The following is a 16920-nucleotide window of genomic DNA, read 5'->3' as shown; positions in this document are numbered from 1 at the left end:
TGGCGAAGGTCCTGTGATGGCGGGCCGCGGGCGGCTGAAGGCCGCGGTCTACGTACACGACCCGACCGCGCGGGAGGAGCTGATCCTGCTGCCGGGCGAGAGCCCGGCCCCGGAGGTGGCCGAGCTGATCACCAACCCGGACGCCTGGGACGCCCCGACGCAGGACGACGCCGATCCGGAGCCGATCGCTATCGGCGAGCCGGACCCGACTGCCGGCAGCGCCGAGCCGGACTCGGGACAGGGCGAGGCCGGCGGGGGCGGCACGAAGAAGTCGGCGTCGCGGCGGACTCGCTCGTCCTCTGCGTAACACGCTCACGCGTACGGCCCGTAGCCGGTTTCCCCATCCGGCTCCGGGCCGTGCCTCGTATTGAGGGATGTGAACCTGGTGGACGAGTTCCAGCGGTCGTGGCTACTCGCGCAGCTCGGCCCGGACACCGACCCGGCCGACCTGGAGCGCCGGTACTTCCGGCTGCGGTCGGTCCGGGCGGTCGCACTCGAGGTCCTGGGCGAGCGGCGTGCGAAGCTGCTCGCCGACCCGCTGAAGGTAACCGTCGACGGCGTGGTGACGATGGACCTGCAGGAGAACCTTCGAGGGGTCGAGCGGCAGATCGAACAGGTCCGCCAGGCCCCCGCCCCGGATGGCCCCGAAGACGAGGGCGACGCAGATGAGGCGATGGCGGTGACGTGGCTGACGCCTGCGCGCCGCTACCGCTAGGTCCCGGGAACGAGCTCGGGCTGCTCCATGGCCGGTTGGCGGGGGCGGCCGTCATCTGAGGTGACTCGGATGCCGAACGTTTCTAGCTGGCGATGGACGCAGCAAGGCGCTTGGGACCGATCCACCTGTCGAGGCGCCAAGGATCGTGTTGCTCACAGAATACGGCCAGATTTACCGGAGTGAGCGCACCGTTGGGGTTCCGAGGCCCGGCGAAGAGTTCACTGTCCTCGATCTTGGCGGTGCAGCCATCGGGGAATTCGCACCTTCTACGAGTAGCCACGGTCCGCAACACCCAAAGTGGCTGGGGCTGCGTCACGGGACCCAGAGCCTGATGGTCAAATATTCCAGCAGACCACGGAATCGTGTCGTATATGTTTGTGTATCTGTTCTTCACGGAGTTGCACCAGCCACAGGCAAGGCGCAGATTCTCAACGGACGTCTTCCCGCCCTCTGCAACCGGGATTACATGATCCACCTCGATGCACAGCTGACTCGCGCGCATGCCTCGGGGACGCGTGAAATCAACTAGCGGTGGGATAGGCGGCTCATCTTGGGCGATGCCGAGGAACTTATCTCGGGCATGGTCTTCGAACAGGTAACCGCAAAGGTAGCAGCGAGGTTCTGGCTGTCCCATGGCCCACAGCTCTTCGCGCGTGGCAAGCCCGACCGCGGACCGCTTCCGCCTCCTCCGCGCTGAGACCAACTGCCAAGCAAACTTCGTCAGCACGCGTGCATACTTCTTTCGCTCGTCCAAGGGGACTTGCGGGCTGACGGTGTTGAAGTAGTCGAGTATGGGGGCGTGGAGGTGTCCGATACTCAGTTCGGTGTCCAGTTCGTACGGAGCCAGGTCAACGAGACTTTCGATGAACCAGCGACCCCAGACTGTTGACAGGTCTCCGCGCAGCAGCCATCCATGATTTCCAGATACGACCTCTGGCACCGTGTATTTCGAGAGAGACTTCAGGGCCTCGTCTGACCAGTTACTGTCCAGGGCTTTCTTGATCTCGGCGAAAAACTCGCCGACCTCCTGTGGCTGCATCACGCCCCGGCAGCGGGGTTGTACTCGCCCTCCTTGGGCAGGGACTCGGGGTTCCTACGGTAGTCGTACCAGAGGCGACTCCAAGTCCTGCGGATGAGTGGAGTGTCCTTCTTCTCGACGTTCCAAAGTCGGTTGAAGTATGCAGAATTGACGTCCGTGAGCCACGCCTCCATGGTGGAGTCGACATCGTCGAGGCTGTTGAGCGTCTTCTTCTGCATGCGCAAGAATTCAAAGTAGTCAGCCGCCAGAATCGTGAGGCTGATCTTGTTGTACAGGTTGCTGCGGGTGGTTCCCCAGGCGTTCTTTGCCTCCGGATCGTCGGCGCCGAACTTGTCCCTGATGTTCGAGTAGAACCTGATGAAGACGTCCCGCCAGGGACCGTCAGGCCTGGCCCATGCCGCGACCTTTTCGTCGTGAGTGTCGAAGTCTGCGACGAACGCACTTTCGTCAAGATGGTACTTGCCCCAAACCCGGGCCCAGTCGGTCTTCTGTCCGTAGAGCTTGCCCCCGGACAGCTCTCGGAAGATCCCTACGAGTCCCTTGAGGACCGGCCACTGCAGCAGGGTCCTGTTGTCTCCCGCGATACCGGTCTGTACGAAGTTCTTGAACGGGCTCTCTTCCGCCCGCGTGAGGTAGGCGATGGCCTGAGAGTCGTCCAGCTTGATGCCGGCATCCTTGAGTCGCTGTGCCACCGGGTCCAGCTCGTCCTTACTCAAGCTCGTCGACACGATCGTACCCAGAAGGGCTTTGCCCATCGGCGTGGCCTTCTGGTTCACGACCACGAACTGGAAGACGTGTTCGCTTGGGCTGGGGTCGAGCAAGAGGGAGACGGGAAGCCGTCGAGCGTGTGCCGAGATGAAGTCGGCCTTCGCCTGAGCAGGGTCCAGGCCGTTCTCTGCTGCCTCAAGGAGGAATGCCTCCCCGTCCTGGCTCTCAGCCAGGCTCGCCGCGGCCAACACTGCGCCCTTCAGACGGTGCTGTCCATCGACGAGCATGATTGGCTTGAGGTAGCTGATCATCGCTTCCCGGTCGAACCCGAGGATCTTCTTCGGCTTCACGTCCGCGTCGAGGGCTTCGAGGACCTTGATCCGCCCTTTGAGCTCTGTGTAGAAGTCGATCAGGTGAGTCTCGTCGGTGAGGAGCACGCTCGCTGCATCTGCCTCATCCCCGTTCCCCGCCTCCTCCGCCGCTACCTCTTCGTCATCATCGTCTTCTTCTCCAACGGCGTCGAGCCCGTGCTCCTTTCGAGCCCGATCTATGATCGACGAAAGTCGCTCCTGGTCCAGAGCGGTCTTCTTCAGCTCCGGCATGCGCGACTCGAGGCGTGCAACTACTCGCGACATCAGCTCCAGCAACGACGTGTCGCTGAAGTCTTCGCTCACGATCTCCAGCGTGCCGAACTCGGGAGTGCCGTCCAGAGGCTTGAAGCTGACGGAGGTCTCGCTCTGCGGAGCAGCCAGGAGTGGGTTCTGCACGATGTTGCGCTCATCGTGATAGAAGCTGGACAACTCCCTGATCCTTGACCTGCTCTCCTGCCGCTGGAAACCAATGGTTTCCTCATCGTCGAGACGACTGCGCTGAGGCACGCCGACCCACTGATCAATCTGCGTAGCCGGCGCTGCGAAGAAGACCAGGGGCTTGCCCGACGGGGTCTGCTGCGTGATGTGGGCTGGGTACGTGTAGGTGATCGTCTTAGCGTTCACGCAGGGGCCTCCAGAGAGCATGATCCAAGATGCCTCCAACGCTACCTGCTGGGGCCGACCTCCACCGCAAGTCTCGCAAAGCCTGCTCCCCGTCCTGCCCTTGACCTGCGTCGACCGCGAACACCCGAACGATCCAGCAACTGCCGTGAGGGGATGTGCGGTTGGGCTGTCCCCTAGGTGATGTGAGCGTTCCACCGCCGACTGTCGGTGGCGGGCTCTACAGTTTCAACACCTGCTCATGCCGAAGTCGACCGAACGGCGACGACGGCCAAAGGGCGAGCGGGTCACAACTGAGTGGGTCCGGCATATAGCAGCCGGGCACCCGGGGAGGGGCATGATGCTCCAGATCAACGACGTGCGTGTCGAGACGATGTGCCGTCTGTACAGGAAGAACAAGGCGAGGGCGTGGGACGGCGAGTACCTCGACGTTCTCGACACCGCTCTGAACCTCACACTTGGCCACAGGCGTGTGGCCGAAGATCCCGACCTTCTGTGCCGGAACGTCATCCGGGACGCACGTCGGACGATCCGCCGCTCGGAGGCCAACGCTCGCCGGAGTGCCGCTTGCCGGCCGCTGGCCGACGCTGCTCGCCGCCGCGTATCCACTACCGCAGCGGACGGCTCGCTCGTCATCGAGATGGTCACGTACGACACCCCCGAAGAGCGTGCACTCGCAACCGAAACCATCCGGGAGCTGACCGCCTTCGCCGCGACGCTTGGTCCTCACGGCCCCGGCTGCCTCCAGGGCATGCTCGACATGGAGACCGTCCCTGACTCCGCCAGGAAGACTGGCGTGTCTGTGGCCACGGTTGAGCGTGCCCGACGCGCCCTCCGTATCCACGCCAAGGTGCTGATCAGCGACGCCGCATGACGACGTCCACCAACGATCACGTCCGGGTAGCTGAGCCGTACGAAGGCACCTCTCGTGTCGCTCTCCGGTTCACACGGAGCGTCGTGAACATGCAGGTCCCGACCGGGACCATCGGGGCTTATCTACTGATGGAGCACGAGCCGGAAGGTGCCCGCCCGCTGTACGTGGGACGGTCGGACACCTGCCTCCGCCGGAGGTTATCCCGTCATCCACTTCGCGGGCGTGCAACCCACTTCGTCGTGGCTCCGGCCCGCAACTCCCACCAGGCCTATGCGATCGAGTCCTACTGGTACCACCAATACCGGTCCGCGGGCCGCACCATCCGAAACCAGATACACCCCGCCAGCCCCGCCGGAACGGGCCGCCGCTGCCCCTTCTGCCCTGAAACGGCCATCGAACGCGCCCTGAGCCGGGCTCTGCCTCGGCCACGACTTTCCGACATCAGGAGCACATCATGACCACCGCTGACATGGACATCATCCCGGTCGTCCTCTCCGGACAGGCCCTTCTCAGCCTCCGCGAGTCCGGCCACAACTTCCCGTCGGCTGTCGGGGAAGTAATCGACAACAGCATCGAAGCCCGCGCGAACCACATCCAGATCATCACCGAAGAAGCGATGAAGAGCCGCAAGAAGACCCTCACACAGGTCTCCTTCATCGATGACGGTGAGGGCATGGACGACGAGACGCTGCAGCACTATCTGCAGCTCGGCTTCTCCAAGAGGTTCATGTCCGAGAAGACCATCGGGAAGTTCGGTGTCGGTGCGAAGCTCGCGGGTCTCAGCGTCGGCATGCGCATCGACGCCTGGTCCCGCGTCGAGGGCAGCGAGCAGATCAGGCACGTGTTCTTCGACCTCGAAGAGGGCATCGAGGCCGAGAAGCGCGGCGACAAGGTCGGGATCTACCCCCCCGATGACGAGCCTCTGCCCGCCCACCTTGAGGTCTACTTTCCGGAAGGCTCGGGCACCATGGTGACGTGGTCGAAGATCGACCGCGTCTCCGACGGCCATGGCCGGAGCACTCCGGACCACATTCGCAACGAGATGAACAAGGAACTGGCCCGGGTCTTCCGGGAGTTCCTGAGCGGTGGCATCCGGATCACCGTCGACCACACGGACCTGAAGCCCCACGACCCGACCTTCCTCCGGAAGGGCACCTGGGCCGACCAGGTGCTCACCGAGGAACTCGCCCGCGCCGGCGGCGAATCACGCGCTGAGGCCCGGCACTTCCACGGTCAGGTCTTCTTCAACGAAGAGGTCAAGGTGCAGGGCACCGATCACAAGATCCGCGTCGTGATCGCTCTGGCACCGCCCGAGATCCTGCGCTTCAAGGGCGCCGGCGGCGACGCCTTCGCCAAGCGGCTGCGGATTCCGGACAACGAGGGCGCCATCAGCTTCATGCGGCTTGACCGCGAGATCAGTTACACCCCCGTAGCCAAGCTCTTTCCCGCCGGGATCCAGACCAAGGACCGGTACATCGGCTTCGAGGTCTACTTCACCCCGGAGCTCGACCGCATGATGGGCGTTCGCAACGTGAAGCGCGGGGCGGTCCCCGCTGATGAGCTTCGCAGGACCCTGCGGACCATCGCGGAGAGCGTCATCCCGAAGGCGCGGGACGAGATCGACCGCGTATGGGGCGAGGTCAACCGCGACGACGCAGTGAAGTCCGGCGAGCACGCCCCGATCACGAAGGCCCTCAAGGACGCGGACCGCACCATGCCGAAGGCCCGGGTCAAGCAGGTTCCCACGCCGGCCCAGCAGGAGAGGGAGTACGAAAATCTGGCCAAGGACGCTGGGCGGAACACGACGGAGGAGGAGAAGGCCGCCTACGTGCAGGAGATCAAGGAGCTTCCGTTCGTCATCGAGACGGTGGATGTGCCCGGAGATGATCTCTTTCAGCTCACGCACCTCAAGGATCAGACGATCATCCGGCTGAACCAGCGCCATGTGTTCTACCAGGAGATGTACGAGCCCTTGCAGCTGCTGTCGAATGAGGGCGGCACGGGCACCGGCCCCAACGTGTCCGCAACGGCTCGCCGAGCCATCGAAGCCATCACCCTGCTCCTGGTGGCGTACGCGAAGGCCGAGTCCATGCATGAGACGCCGGTCGACCAGTACAAGGAGCTGCGGAAGTGGTGGGGCAGCTTCACCGAGCAGTACCTGACGAAGATCAAGGACGTCCTCTGAGGTCAGCTGACGGCTCGCGGACAGGATGAGGGGCCGGCGGCGACACGTAGTTGTCGCCGCCGGCCCCTCGTCTGTCAAGCCACCGCGAGCGACACGAAGTCGCTGATGCTTCTCAGATCGCGTCGCCCGTGGAGGAAACCGACGCCGCGGTGAATGTGGATGATCAATGTGCGGGAGACGGCTTCGTCTGTGGGCTCTTCGCCGTCTGCGAGGCACCGCTGTTTCAGCAAGGCGAGGTATACGTCCCCGTACGCTCCAGCGAACGTCTTCCAGCTCATTTCGACGTTCGAGTCGGTGACGATGTCCTTAACCAGCGGAGTCGAAGCGTCACGCAGGGACAGTGCGAGAGCCCAGCGGCACAGGACATTCCAGTGTGTGATGCCGGTATGGCGCTTGAGCCAGACGAGCTGGTCCTTGGCCGTCTGGGAGAGGCGGATGGTCTCAAGCGACATGCGCTGCTCCTGCGGTCCACCAGTAGCCCGGTTCGACGGTGGTGGTGAAGGTCTTGTCGTCGTGGACGAGGGTGTACGTGTGGGAGAGATAGGGCTTGAGGCGACCGAGCAGCTTCTCGTCGATCTCCTCGTCCGTGGACAGGAGCAGCACCTGGCGGCCAGCCTTGGGGAAGTAGCGGTCCACGAGGTGCTCCCGGTGCTTGCTGTCCAGACGGCCGAGCGGCGTGTCGATGACGCTCGGCAGCCGGTTGCCGGCGGTCTTGGCCAGGCCCCACAGGAGGGAGACGGCAAGCAGCTGGCGTTCGCCGGCGCTCAACCGGCCCGGGTCGATGGTTTCGCCATCCGGGCCGGTGAGGACAAGGGCGAACTTGTCGTCCGTGTTGATTTGGATGTCACGGATGAGGCCCTGCTTGCGCATGAGCGTGTTGAAGCTGTGCAACACGGCGGCTTCGACGTTCTCGATGTGGTGAGCGAGAAGGTCGTCCCCGAGCTGTTCCAGGGTGCCGCGTGTCTTCTCTGAGTACTTGACCACTCGTTCGAGCCACGCAGAACGCCACTCGGCCGCACGGCGGGATCGATGAGCACGGTCAAGCTCATCCTCTAGCCTATGGCGTCGTGCGACAGCTTCAGCGTGCAGGGTTTCTCCTCGCTGGAACTGCGCCTGTGCAACCGCCATCCTCTCGATAGCGGTCCGGCGCTCCTCAACGAGCCCGCCGATGAACTCGTCGTCAGGCACGGTGTCTACCTGCTGTTGGGCAGCCTCGAGATGCTCCGCGATGTCGGCAGCTTCCTTCAGCAGATCGCGGGCCCGGGCGGAGTCACTGGCCAGCGCCTGGTCCAGTGCCGACAACTGCAGCAAGGCGTCGTGAGGGAGTCCGAGGTTGTGCTCAAGGTCAGCGGCCCTCGCACGCTTCTTGCGATCGCCAGTGAGCTTCCTCTTAAGCGCGGAGCGGGCATTAGCGGGCAGCTCGTCTGCGACCTGCATGAGCAGCCACTCGTCGCGTTCCTCCAGGACTCCGAGGAAGCGCGAGGCATCATCGGCTTCCTTTTCCAGCTCCGCCTGCTTCCGGACTCCGGCGAGTTGATCCTGCAGGAGTAGAAGCGGGAGCGGTCCTTCGGCTAGAGAGATCAAAGCCTTGTTCGTAGCCACCGCTTGATTCTTGACGCGGTTACGCTCGGCCTCAAGTTCCTTCCTGCGCTCGTACTCCTTACCACCAGCACGCTCGAACTTGTACTCGACGTCATCCAATTCCTTCTGGCGGACGAGAAGTTCCGAGCGGGCTGCCGCCATTAGCTGATGGGCATCAGATGCAGCCTGAGTGGCCTGCTCCAACTCCAGTTCTTGCTTCCGGATCTTGTCCAGAACGTCTTGATCGGCGTCGGACAGCCGCTGACGGTTCTGGAGGGTTTTCAGGAGTTGCCGCAGACGTTCTACGGCGCTGACACCCAGGAGGGAGTGAATGGCCGACTCGATGACCTTGGCTGCGCTTCGTGGATCGGCAAGCTCCTCAATCTTCTCTCCGTCGAAGAAGAAGAGCGTGGCTACGTCGAGCGGAAGGATCGTCTCAACGTGATCGGCCCAGCCCTCTGTCAGTGGGCGACTGAACTCGCCGTCGACCAAGACAGTCAGGAATTCACGTAGCGTCTTACTGCCGGTGAAGTACCAATTTCTGACGACACGATAGTAGTGCTCTTCCCCCTCCACAGTGATGGAGAACTCCAAGGCGATGGATGCGCCTTCGGCGGGATCGGCCTCTCGGTTGATGCACTGCTGAAGGTAGTCGTTGTAAGGGCGATTGCCGCGGCCGCTGCAGTCCGCTTTGGGTCCGTAGAGTACGAGCTGGATGGCATCGAGAAGCGTGGTCTTGCCACAGCCATTCAGCCCACCGATGAGGACGATGGGGCGCCCGGGCTCTGTGCGTAGGTCGAGCCGCTGCTCGCCTTGGTAAGCCCCAAAGTCGCGCAGCGTGATGTTGTGCAGGAGCATCGTTTTACTCTTCGTCCAAAGTTGGGGCCTGGTGCTGGTCTGTGGTCTCAGGTCGGACGCCACTCTCGTGCATGGCTTGCTTAAGCTGCGCGAACTCCAGCGCGTCCTCTTTGCTCTCGTAGAACCCCTTCTCGATCACCTTCTCAAGCGCCTCGTAAAGACCCTTGCGCCGCGTCTTGGTCCTGTATTCACGTTCAACAGCCAGTAGTTCACGGACCATGGTGAAGTGGATTTCGTCGTCGCCGCAGATCTTGCGGAGGAGGTCGATCTCGTTGGCGCGGATGACCAGGCTCTCCTCAAGGTCTTGCCCAGGGAACTTCTCGCCGGTCTCTTCCTCGTAGATCCGCGGGAGGATGTCTTCTACCTCGTGCTTCTTGAACACCCAGATCCGACGGATTTCGTGCAGCTCTTCCATCGTGATCAGCTCGATGTTGCGGGCTTCCTCGGGACCTTCCCTACGGACGTGCGCCTGGGCGCGAAGCAGCTTCCGCAGCCAGTCCTCGCGAGCCTTCTGGGTGTAGGGGCCCTGGATGATGCGGTCGTTGAACAGCTGCACGCGCCCGTTCATCCGCCGGAAGTCCCGTGTCTCCTTCTCCTTCGACACGTCGTCCAGCTCGTTACGCAGAGAGAGGAGTGGACGCATCCACTTCTTCTGCTCGGGGTCGTTCTGGATCATGGCAGTCATGGACTTGTCCTGGTCCACAAGCGTGCATGTCCAGCAGCCGAACCGGCTGTCACCGCAGGACGGGGTGGTGTCGTCCACAACCAGCGGACATTCGGAGTCGCTGGATGCCCCCTGGTACATGGTGAGCAGGTCCTTGTTCTTGTAACCCCAAGGATTGGCCTTCTGCATGAGGAACGCCCAGACCTCGTCGTTGGTCCAGTCCTCGATAGGGCTGTACACGAGCGAGTTTGGGAGGTTGCCGTTAGGAGACAGGCGGTCGCGCACGCGCCGCTTCTCATGCTTTGCCATGGCTCGGGCGCGGGCCTGACTTTCAGCCTTGCGGATACCGAGGACGAGAATGGCTTCACCATGACGGCGCACAACCTGGCGGATGAAGCGGTTCGATGGCTTGATCTTCATGCGCTCAGTGCACCAACGGAACTTCGGCCGAGGGGCCGGGTATCCGCGGCCAATCAAGTTGACCCAGAAGGTGTCCTCCACCTTGGGGGTGAGCCGGTGCGGTTCGATCGGCAGGTTCTGCTCGGCCGCGGCCTTCTTCATCGTCTCAAGCGATTGCGACACCCAGGCAGCAACGATGGGGTTTTCTACCAGCGTGTCAGTACTGATCACATGTACTGGCTTGGTGCGCTGCTCGGCCGGCAGTCCTTGCAGAGCAAGCCATACGAGTTGAAGGACGGCGGTGGAATCCTTTCCACCGCTGTAGCCGATGACCCAAGGCACCTCGTCCGCGGTGTAGAGCTCACGTACTTCATCGGTCAGCTCGTTCACGACCTCGGAAAGGCCCCGGCCCTGGAAGGCCACGGGACGTGCCACGGTGCTCATGCATCTCCTCGTGCGTATGCGTCCTCTACACGCTGTTCTTCGGGGCTGAGCCGAAGGTCCATGTGGTGTCGGAGGTAGTTCACAGTCAAAGTCAGGTTCTGGTGGCTCTTCGACACGCGGCCACCCACGAGTGCTCGGCCTTCCCAGTCGGTGTTGCTGCGCGTCCAGTCCACGGACTTCAAGCGGGCCAACTTCGGCTTCCACGCCTTGGGAGAATGTGCGTTCCTCAGGAAGGTGTTACCGATCCTGCCTAGGGCATGCAGTGCGATGCCATGGCTATGGATGAAGTCACGACGAACCTCGGGCGCCGTCAACTCGCGGCGGCGGACCAGAGACCATTCCGGGATGACCGCGTCAATGGCCTCCCAGTACTGCTCAGCGAGTGTCTGCGCCTGCTCCTTCTTAACCTCAAGTCCCTGAAGAAGAGACTGAGTTGCGTAATAGACAGCACTGAGAGTGAACAGCTTGCGGGACCGTTGGGAGAGAGTGCTGTTCTCCATCTCCACGTGTCCCTTGAAGACGGGCGACTTCATGGCAAGCAGTCTGGTGATGATGGCCAGGTCGTCTCGGTGGTCATAGAGCACGCCGATGGACCGGGCCGGGCGAACGGCGTGACGGTTGAGGTCGGCGAACATCTGCTGGCAGCGGGCGAGGCCGGCATCGTGGAAGAAGACGACGGCGATGGTCTCTTCGCCGAGATCCGGGTTCTCCTTCAGTGCCTGTTCGATCGCAGCTCGACGGTGCTGGCCGTCGTTGATGAGGAAGCGAGCGGCCATGGGGATGCGGATCTGCCCTGCGCGCATCCCCACACCGGAGTCAGAGATGCTCTCGAAGTGCATCTCGCCGTCCACGGACGCCGTCAGCGCACTAAAGACATAATCGTCCGGATTGTCCACGATGTACCGAGTGAGGGCTGGGAGTCTCCCCTTGTTCAGCACCCGTTGCGCGCGGACTTCAGGGGCCAGCTCGTCCTCATCGAACAGGAAGATCTTCGGGATGAGACGAAGCGGACACATGGACACGTAGAACTCGCGCCCCGCCTGGACCCCTCGGATGGCTGGAAAGATGTACTCGAAGCCTGAGGAGGTAGCGGCGTCTGCGAGCTGCGAAGGTGACTGTGATCCCACCTACGCAACGGTATCGTACTTGTACGTCAGGGATTAGACGTACAGGGTATGCAGGAATAACGCACAGAGGTGTGGTGGGGCTAGTGGTGACGTATCTCGACGCGGCAGCGACCACGCGCGTGGACCCGCGCGTGGCCGAGGTTGTCCTGCACTGGATGACTGAGGAGTTCGGTAACGCAGGCAGTCGCACCCACGAGTACGGCTCCCGGGCGAAGCGTGCCGTGCAGCAGGCGCGTCAGTACCTGGCCGGCACGTTTAATGCCGAGGTGGACGAGCTGATCTTTACCAGCGGCGCGACCGAGAGCAACAACATCGCCCTGCTGGGTCTGGCCCCCCATGGTGAAGAGACTGGCCGACGTCACATCATCACCTCGGCAATTGAGCACAAAGCGGTCATCGAGCCTCTTGAGTACCTGCAGACACGGGGCTTCGAGGTCGACTTCATCGAACCCGGCCCGTCAGGACGCGTCAGCGCCGACGCCGTGATGGAACGCTTGCGTCCGGACACCCTGCTGGTATCGCTCATGCACGTCAACAATGAGACAGGGGTCGTGCAGCCTGTCGCCGAGCTCGCTCACAAGCTGCGTGAGACCTCCACATACATGCACGTGGATGCCGCACAGGGCTACGGGAAGCTGACGCAGGACCTCACGGCGCCGATCGACATGATCAGCGTCAGCGGGCACAAGATCGGCGGACCCAAGGGCGTCGGGATGCTCCTGGCTCGCCACCGCGGCTGGGACACCCTGCCCCTCAAGCCGATCATGTTCGGCGGCGGTCAGGAGCGGAAACTGCGGCCGGGTACCCTCCCGGTTCCGTTGATCATGGGATTGGCGGAAGCGGCGAAGATCTTCCACAAGGAACACGCCCAGTGGAACAAGGAAGCGGCTGCCTTCCGTGCTCGCCTCCTGGACGCACTCGCGAAGACCCGCTTCCGTATCAACGGTGACCAAGACCACATGGTCCCTCACATCCTCAACCTGACCTTCGACGGCGTGGACGCCGAGGCGCTCATCGTGATGCTGAAGGACCAGGTCGCCGTAGCGACGGGCTCCGCCTGCACGAGCGCCTCCTACACCCCCAGCCACGTCCTAACCGCCATGGGCCTGCCTGAAGAAGTGGCTTCCAACGGGCTCCGCCTGTCGTGGTTCCCCAGCCAGACGACGGACCTGGAACCCACCGAGCTGGCAAATGCGATCATGCGCTTGCAGCCGGACTCAGCTTGATCGTTCATGCGGTGCCCGCCGGACCAGACGATGTCCCCGCAACTCGCGCCCACAGCGGAGAAGCTCGGCTTCCCAGCCGTCCTCCGTACCGATGAGGTGAGGGTGCTCGTACAGCCCCGCCTTCACCTCTGCTGCCGTGAGTCGTTTGTAACGCTCGACGTCCGGATCGTCGGCAGCCAGGAACTCGTGCTTGCGGTGCAGTAGCGGCCGGTTCTTGGATTCGGAGTACGAGGTGTGGGAGGTCTCGAGCGTTTTCAGATCTACCTGGTACGACGACAGGATCCGCGGGTGCGGGTCGCTGTCGAAGTCGGGGTAGTCCAACCAGCTCACGGCCCGTCCCTGGTGACGCAGCTTGGCCACGGTCCAATCCTGTGGGCGGCCGGCCGCGATCGAGGCGCAGTGCTCGTACAGGCGCAGGATCGTGGGCATGCGGTCGAGGGCGCGCTGGTGCACGTACAACGCGGTCGGGGTCAGCTTCCCGACCGCGGAGGCGTTCATGGCTCCGCGGAGGTACGCGTCGTCGCGAAGTTTCAGCAGAAGACGGTCGGATCGCTGGCATGCCTCCTTGTAGGAGGTGAAGAAGGCACGGACGTCGAGCTGGACACTCAGGGGGAGGCTGCTGAAAGGGCCGCGGCCGTTGAAGAGTTCGACGGCCAGGAAGAGCAGCGTATTGAGCGTGGTCCGCTTGCGGCCCTCCTCGACCTTGGCTTGCTCGGCGGAGTCCCGGACAAGGCGTCGCAGTTCATTGGGGCGTAGGTGGCCGAGAAGCTCAGCCATCGGCTGGGGTACTTCCTCCATACGGGGAAGGCGCCCGCGCCGTTCCACGTGGTCGACCACTGCGGCGATCGCCGAGGTCGTGTCTTCGGAGGCGAGCCACTCCGCGTCGGGAACGATCCGTTGAGCGAGGTAGCTCAGCCGCGCCGTCTCATCCTTGAAGGCGTAGACAATCCCTGGCGCCGCGGAGACAGTCCGTACGCCCGTTACTCCTTCGACGTAGTTGCGCAGTTCGCTCGCCCCGAAGAGGTGCTGGAACGTTTGCCGGCTGGTGAGCAGGCCGTCACCGAACGCCTCACCGCGGACCTTCGACTTCTCCCAGGTAAGTCGTGCTGAGGCGACCAGGACTGTTCCCGCCAGTTCCCACGCTGCCTTCAGCGTCTTTCGCCGCTCCTGCGGATCTTCGATGACGTTGAGGACGTAGGTAAGAAGAACAACGTCCGCGGGCTCCAGCCTCGTCTCCGGTAGGTAGAACGGATCCCAGCCAACGGCGCGGTAGTCCAGCTGCTGAAGGGTGCGCACGTCACCACCGCGGCCGCAACCGTAGTCAAGGACGGTACGTCCGGGAAGTACCTGCCTGTCGATCACAGCCTGTCGGGCAGGCACGGAGAGGCTTGTGCGGCTGATCGCGGTGAGTCTGCGGTCGCTGTTCCATGCCTGCTGCTCCATGCTCACGCCCTTGCATAACTGGGGGACACGCGGAGGGTAACGTCGGGCGCTCCTAGGCTTGGCGGGAACTCGGGAACTCGGGAACTCGGGAACTCGGGAAGGCGACCGGCGGCCAGCGACGGGGACGTCTACAGCTGGGGGCGATGTACTTCTCTGTGGGTACGTGGTGTCGGGTCGCCCCCGCGCTTAGACGGAGTCCAGGTCGTCGAAGATGCTCCGGCTCCCAGTGCCCTCGCCGCGTGCCTCTTCGCTCTCCTCCTCTTCGAAGCCCCCACCGCACAGGGGAGACGAGTACAGGTAGGTGCGGAGTACGTCTTCGGTGTACGAGAGCTCAGCGGAAGCATCGGGGTGGTCCTCGTAGGCGGCGCGGTATGCGTGCACAGCGGCCTCGTAGTGTCGCGCAATGTAGAGCCAGTCTTCTTCGGATTCCCATTCGATGGTGCTTCCCGGGTCCTCGATCACGTCCGCTAGTTCGGGGATGACGTCGCGGAAGACTCGCTCTCGGAGTTCTTGGTACTCATCTGATGTGGTGAGTTCACTGGTTGCGGATGTCTTTGCCCAGTCGAAGTCGACCTCAAGATCGATGGGGAGGGATGCGGCGCTCTCTATGATTTTGACAACGGCAGACCTCCGTTCCTTATCCAACAGGAGCCCGGCTTTCCATAGGCGAGCCAAGAGCTTGATGCCACTGGCCCCGAAGTGAAGCGTGTCTACACTGGTGAACTTCTCGATGATGTCTCCTCTCAACTCTGCAAGCCTCAGTAGGAAGGCGGGGCTGCAGCATGACGAGAGGAACTCGGCAAATTCCGGCGACTCGCAGAGAAGACGAGTGTCCTGAAGTTCCGAGATTCGGTTGATGAGGAGGTCGTAGCACACCTCCGGGATCACGACGGTCTCGCGTGAGACGTCTTGTTGGCCGCCACAGTCGACCATGGTGAACAGTGCTCTTTCGGTCAGTCCGGAGATAAAGATCTCGACCAACTCGGTGTTCTGGCCGATGTGTTTCGCCAGGGCGTGCGCCAAACTGGGATGGTAGAACTTCCATCGTGGACTGGTCTGAGTGTCGACCCTAAGGAGGAACGACCCGCTCAAGCGGCCGAGGGCCCGAGTCACTCCGGCCTTGGTTCCCCCTATGAGATCCAGTGCTTCTACCTCCCGCGAGGTGAAGGCGATAGGTGACTTCAAGCCTGCGCCGGCCATGTACACCAGGCACAACGCCGAAAGCGAATCTTGATCCAGTCCTCTGAGTACCTCACAGAGATGGTCAATGGGATTCTCGAAGAATTCCAGCAGTTGCCGCTCCGATCCACTCTCAAGTCCGGATGACAAGTAGATGCTGCCCAGTCTCCTGGCTTGCTCGGGAGTGAAGGATGTGGATCGAGCCGCGACGTGCAGATGGCCCTTGATTTCTGTGAGAAAGCTCTTGGGCTGGTCTCCGTGCCGTAGGTGATTGTAGAGAATCTGCTCCCTTTCTCTCACCGTCAGGCCATGGGGAGACAGGTCCACCCGGCGATCGATGAGTTCCCTTGCGGTCCCCTTGAACTCGCCCCGTGCGGCTTCAAGGATGTAATCGCGGCTAGTGAAGACAAAACGTGCACCGTTCTTGATCGCAGTTCGCATCAGCCCGGAATTGCGAACCCACTTCTCGGTAGACCGGGCATCGAACCTAAAGACGCCGAACGCGTCGTCAACCCAGAAGAGCTGGTCTGGCTCGTGCGGGTTCCACGCGTCCCGGAATTCCTCAGGTGCGTCAACCCTAATGACGGCACTCCCGTAAGCATCCACTGCACCGATGGCAAGAGCAGCCGCAGTGATCGACTTCCCAGAACCCGCCCCACCGACAAGGATGGCGAACCCATGATTATCCAGATAGTCCATGGCCTGTGCGTAGAATTTGGTTCGCACGAACGTGGCTAGGCTCTCGTCGCCGAGGCGTGATAGGAAAGCGTGGGCTTGGCTGTACCGTCTTTCATCAAGAATCTGAGTCAAGTCACCCAGCCCGTACATCCGAGGAAGATGCCTGCGCAGGCTCACACTGCTGGTGATCATTTCCTGTATCCAAGTCCCGCTCAACACGAGGACGTCCTTGGCTCCAGCAGCCTGAAACATGTCCCGCATCACTCTCTCGCTGTCTGCTGTGACGCGCGCATTAGTCATGAGCACATAAGTTGAGCAGATTTGATCTGCCGCCAGTCTGCTGACCTTCTTCACTTCGCCGGTGACGTCTGAGGGTTTGAGCGTGTCCGACTCGTTCTGAACAAACTTGCATTGGATAACAAAAGGGCCTTTTAGTCTGCTGGCACCCGTGCCCCCGAATGGAGCCGGCGTCTTGGGGTCCGGATCCCAATCCCCATAGAAGGCGCCATCACGTCCGCCGTCGCTGCCTTCGGCGAAGCTCACCACTGTCGGCCCCAGGATCTCTCTCATGATGGCCAAGGCGAGATCCTCGAACGCTCGCCATCCAAGGGTGTGCAGCCGATAGCTTGGACGAGCAAACGACTCACCGGGATACCGGCCAGAGTGTGAACTGGTCATGAGAGAAAGGCTACTGGCGGCGGCTCAGGTGGCGGCTGGGGGACAGTCAGTCCGCCGGGCCAGCGAGTGGCTTCTGCGCGGCACGCTAGGCCCTGTCGCCTCGCCCAGCGGAAACCCACGGGCGCACGCC

General features: G+C 62.5%; 12 protein-coding genes and 1 pseudogene. 5 read left to right on the top strand and 8 right to left on the bottom strand.

From position 1 onward, the window contains the following. Both BKD26_RS38225 and BKD26_RS38220 read left to right on the top strand, forming a co-directional pair. Positions 1 to 307, top strand: a pseudogene (locus tag BKD26_RS38225) (hypothetical protein); the annotation flags it as partial. 78 nt (positions 308 to 385) lie between these two features. Then, positions 386 to 715 (top strand): hypothetical protein, encoded by a 330-nt coding sequence (locus BKD26_RS38220; protein WP_084907779.1) that lies wholly within the window; start codon positions 386 to 388, stop codon positions 713 to 715. Between the two features lie 82 nt (positions 716 to 797). Here BKD26_RS38220 and BKD26_RS38215 read toward each other — a convergent pair whose 3' ends face one another. Both BKD26_RS38215 and BKD26_RS38210 read right to left on the bottom strand, forming a co-directional pair. Further along, entirely contained in the window at positions 798 to 1754 is a 957-nt protein-coding gene (locus BKD26_RS38215) for an HNH endonuclease signature motif containing protein (protein WP_179166868.1), read from the bottom strand. Then, positions 1754 to 3457, bottom strand: a complete 1704-nt coding sequence (locus tag BKD26_RS38210) for a hypothetical protein (protein ID WP_084907765.1) — start codon at positions 3455 to 3457, stop codon at positions 1754 to 1756. Before BKD26_RS38210 ends, BKD26_RS38215 begins: the two co-directional genes overlap by 1 nt. A 238-nt stretch (positions 3458 to 3695) precedes the next feature. Between BKD26_RS38210 and BKD26_RS38205 the strand changes: the two genes are divergently transcribed. Beyond that, complete coding sequence (locus BKD26_RS38205) at positions 3696 to 4328, top strand: hypothetical protein (protein ID WP_241519044.1); 633 nt, start codon at positions 3696 to 3698, stop codon at positions 4326 to 4328. A gap of 454 nt (positions 4329 to 4782) precedes the next feature. Then, a complete protein-coding gene (locus BKD26_RS38200; protein WP_084907763.1) occupies positions 4783 to 6513 on the top strand; it encodes an ATP-binding protein in 1731 nt (576 codons plus the stop codon). A 74-nt stretch (positions 6514 to 6587) separates the two neighbouring features. Here BKD26_RS38200 and dndE read toward each other — a convergent pair whose 3' ends face one another. The 4 genes from dndE to dndB are packed head-to-tail and all read right to left on the bottom strand — an operon-like array spanning position 6588 to position 11586. Next, positions 6588 to 6965, bottom strand: coding sequence for a DNA sulfur modification protein DndE (dndE, locus tag BKD26_RS38195; RefSeq protein WP_084907761.1), 378 nt, complete (start codon positions 6963 to 6965; stop codon positions 6588 to 6590). Continuing rightward, complete coding sequence (gene dndD / locus BKD26_RS38190; RefSeq protein ID WP_084907760.1) at positions 6955 to 8952, bottom strand: DNA sulfur modification protein DndD; 1998 nt, start codon at positions 8950 to 8952, stop codon at positions 6955 to 6957. The genes dndE and dndD overlap by 11 nt, the downstream gene beginning before the upstream one ends. Before the next feature lie 4 nt (positions 8953 to 8956). Further along, positions 8957 to 10459, bottom strand: coding sequence for a DNA phosphorothioation system sulfurtransferase DndC (gene dndC / locus BKD26_RS38185; RefSeq protein WP_084907752.1), 1503 nt, complete (start codon positions 10457 to 10459; stop codon positions 8957 to 8959). Next, positions 10456 to 11586, bottom strand: coding sequence for a DNA sulfur modification protein DndB (dndB, locus tag BKD26_RS38180; RefSeq protein ID WP_084907751.1), 1131 nt, complete (start codon positions 11584 to 11586; stop codon positions 10456 to 10458). The genes dndC and dndB overlap by 4 nt, the downstream gene beginning before the upstream one ends. Before the next feature lie 83 nt (positions 11587 to 11669). On the opposite strand from dndB, the gene dndA reads away from it, so the two are divergent. Then, positions 11670 to 12812, top strand: a complete 1143-nt coding sequence (dndA, locus tag BKD26_RS38175; RefSeq protein WP_084907777.1) for a cysteine desulfurase DndA — start codon at positions 11670 to 11672, stop codon at positions 12810 to 12812. On the opposite strand, the gene BKD26_RS38170 is transcribed toward dndA, so the two are convergent. After that, positions 12804 to 14255, bottom strand: a complete 1452-nt coding sequence (locus BKD26_RS38170; protein WP_084907750.1) for a DNA phosphorothioation-associated putative methyltransferase — start codon at positions 14253 to 14255, stop codon at positions 12804 to 12806. The two genes, dndA and BKD26_RS38170, sit on opposite strands and share 9 nt — an antisense overlap. A 186-nt stretch (positions 14256 to 14441) precedes the next feature. Next, entirely contained in the window at positions 14442 to 16682 is a 2241-nt protein-coding gene (locus tag BKD26_RS38165; RefSeq protein ID WP_179166867.1) for a hypothetical protein, read from the bottom strand. Between the last annotated feature and the right edge of the window lie 238 nt (positions 16683 to 16920).

Source organism: Streptomyces sp. CB03238 (genome assembly GCF_002099185.1).
Lineage (GTDB): Bacteria > Actinomycetota > Actinomycetes > Streptomycetales > Streptomycetaceae > Streptomyces.
Note: the sequence above shows the minus strand (reverse complement) of the source record. Positions and strands in the feature narration are given on the sequence as shown.

Excerpts from the sequence above, each read along its gene's own strand:
- BKD26_RS38200 (WP_084907763.1), top strand. The coding sequence starts at position 4,783 with ATGACCACCGCTGACATGGACATCATCCCGGTCGTCCTCTCCGGACAG.
- dndD (WP_084907760.1), bottom strand. The coding sequence starts at position 8,952 with ATGCTCCTGCACAACATCACGCTGCGCGACTTTGGGGCTTACCAAGGC.
- BKD26_RS38205 (WP_241519044.1), top strand. The coding sequence starts at position 3,696 with ATGCCGAAGTCGACCGAACGGCGACGACGGCCAAAGGGCGAGCGGGTC.
- BKD26_RS38215 (WP_179166868.1), bottom strand. The coding sequence starts at position 1,754 with ATGCAGCCACAGGAGGTCGGCGAGTTTTTCGCCGAGATCAAGAAAGCC.
- dndE (WP_084907761.1), bottom strand. The coding sequence starts at position 6,965 with ATGTCGCTTGAGACCATCCGCCTCTCCCAGACGGCCAAGGACCAGCTC.
- BKD26_RS38165 (WP_179166867.1), bottom strand. The coding sequence starts at position 16,682 with ATGAGAGAGATCCTGGGGCCGACAGTGGTGAGCTTCGCCGAAGGCAGC.
- BKD26_RS38170 (WP_084907750.1), bottom strand. The coding sequence starts at position 14,255 with ATGGAGCAGCAGGCATGGAACAGCGACCGCAGACTCACCGCGATCAGC.
- dndC (WP_084907752.1), bottom strand. The coding sequence starts at position 10,459 with ATGAGCACCGTGGCACGTCCCGTGGCCTTCCAGGGCCGGGGCCTTTCC.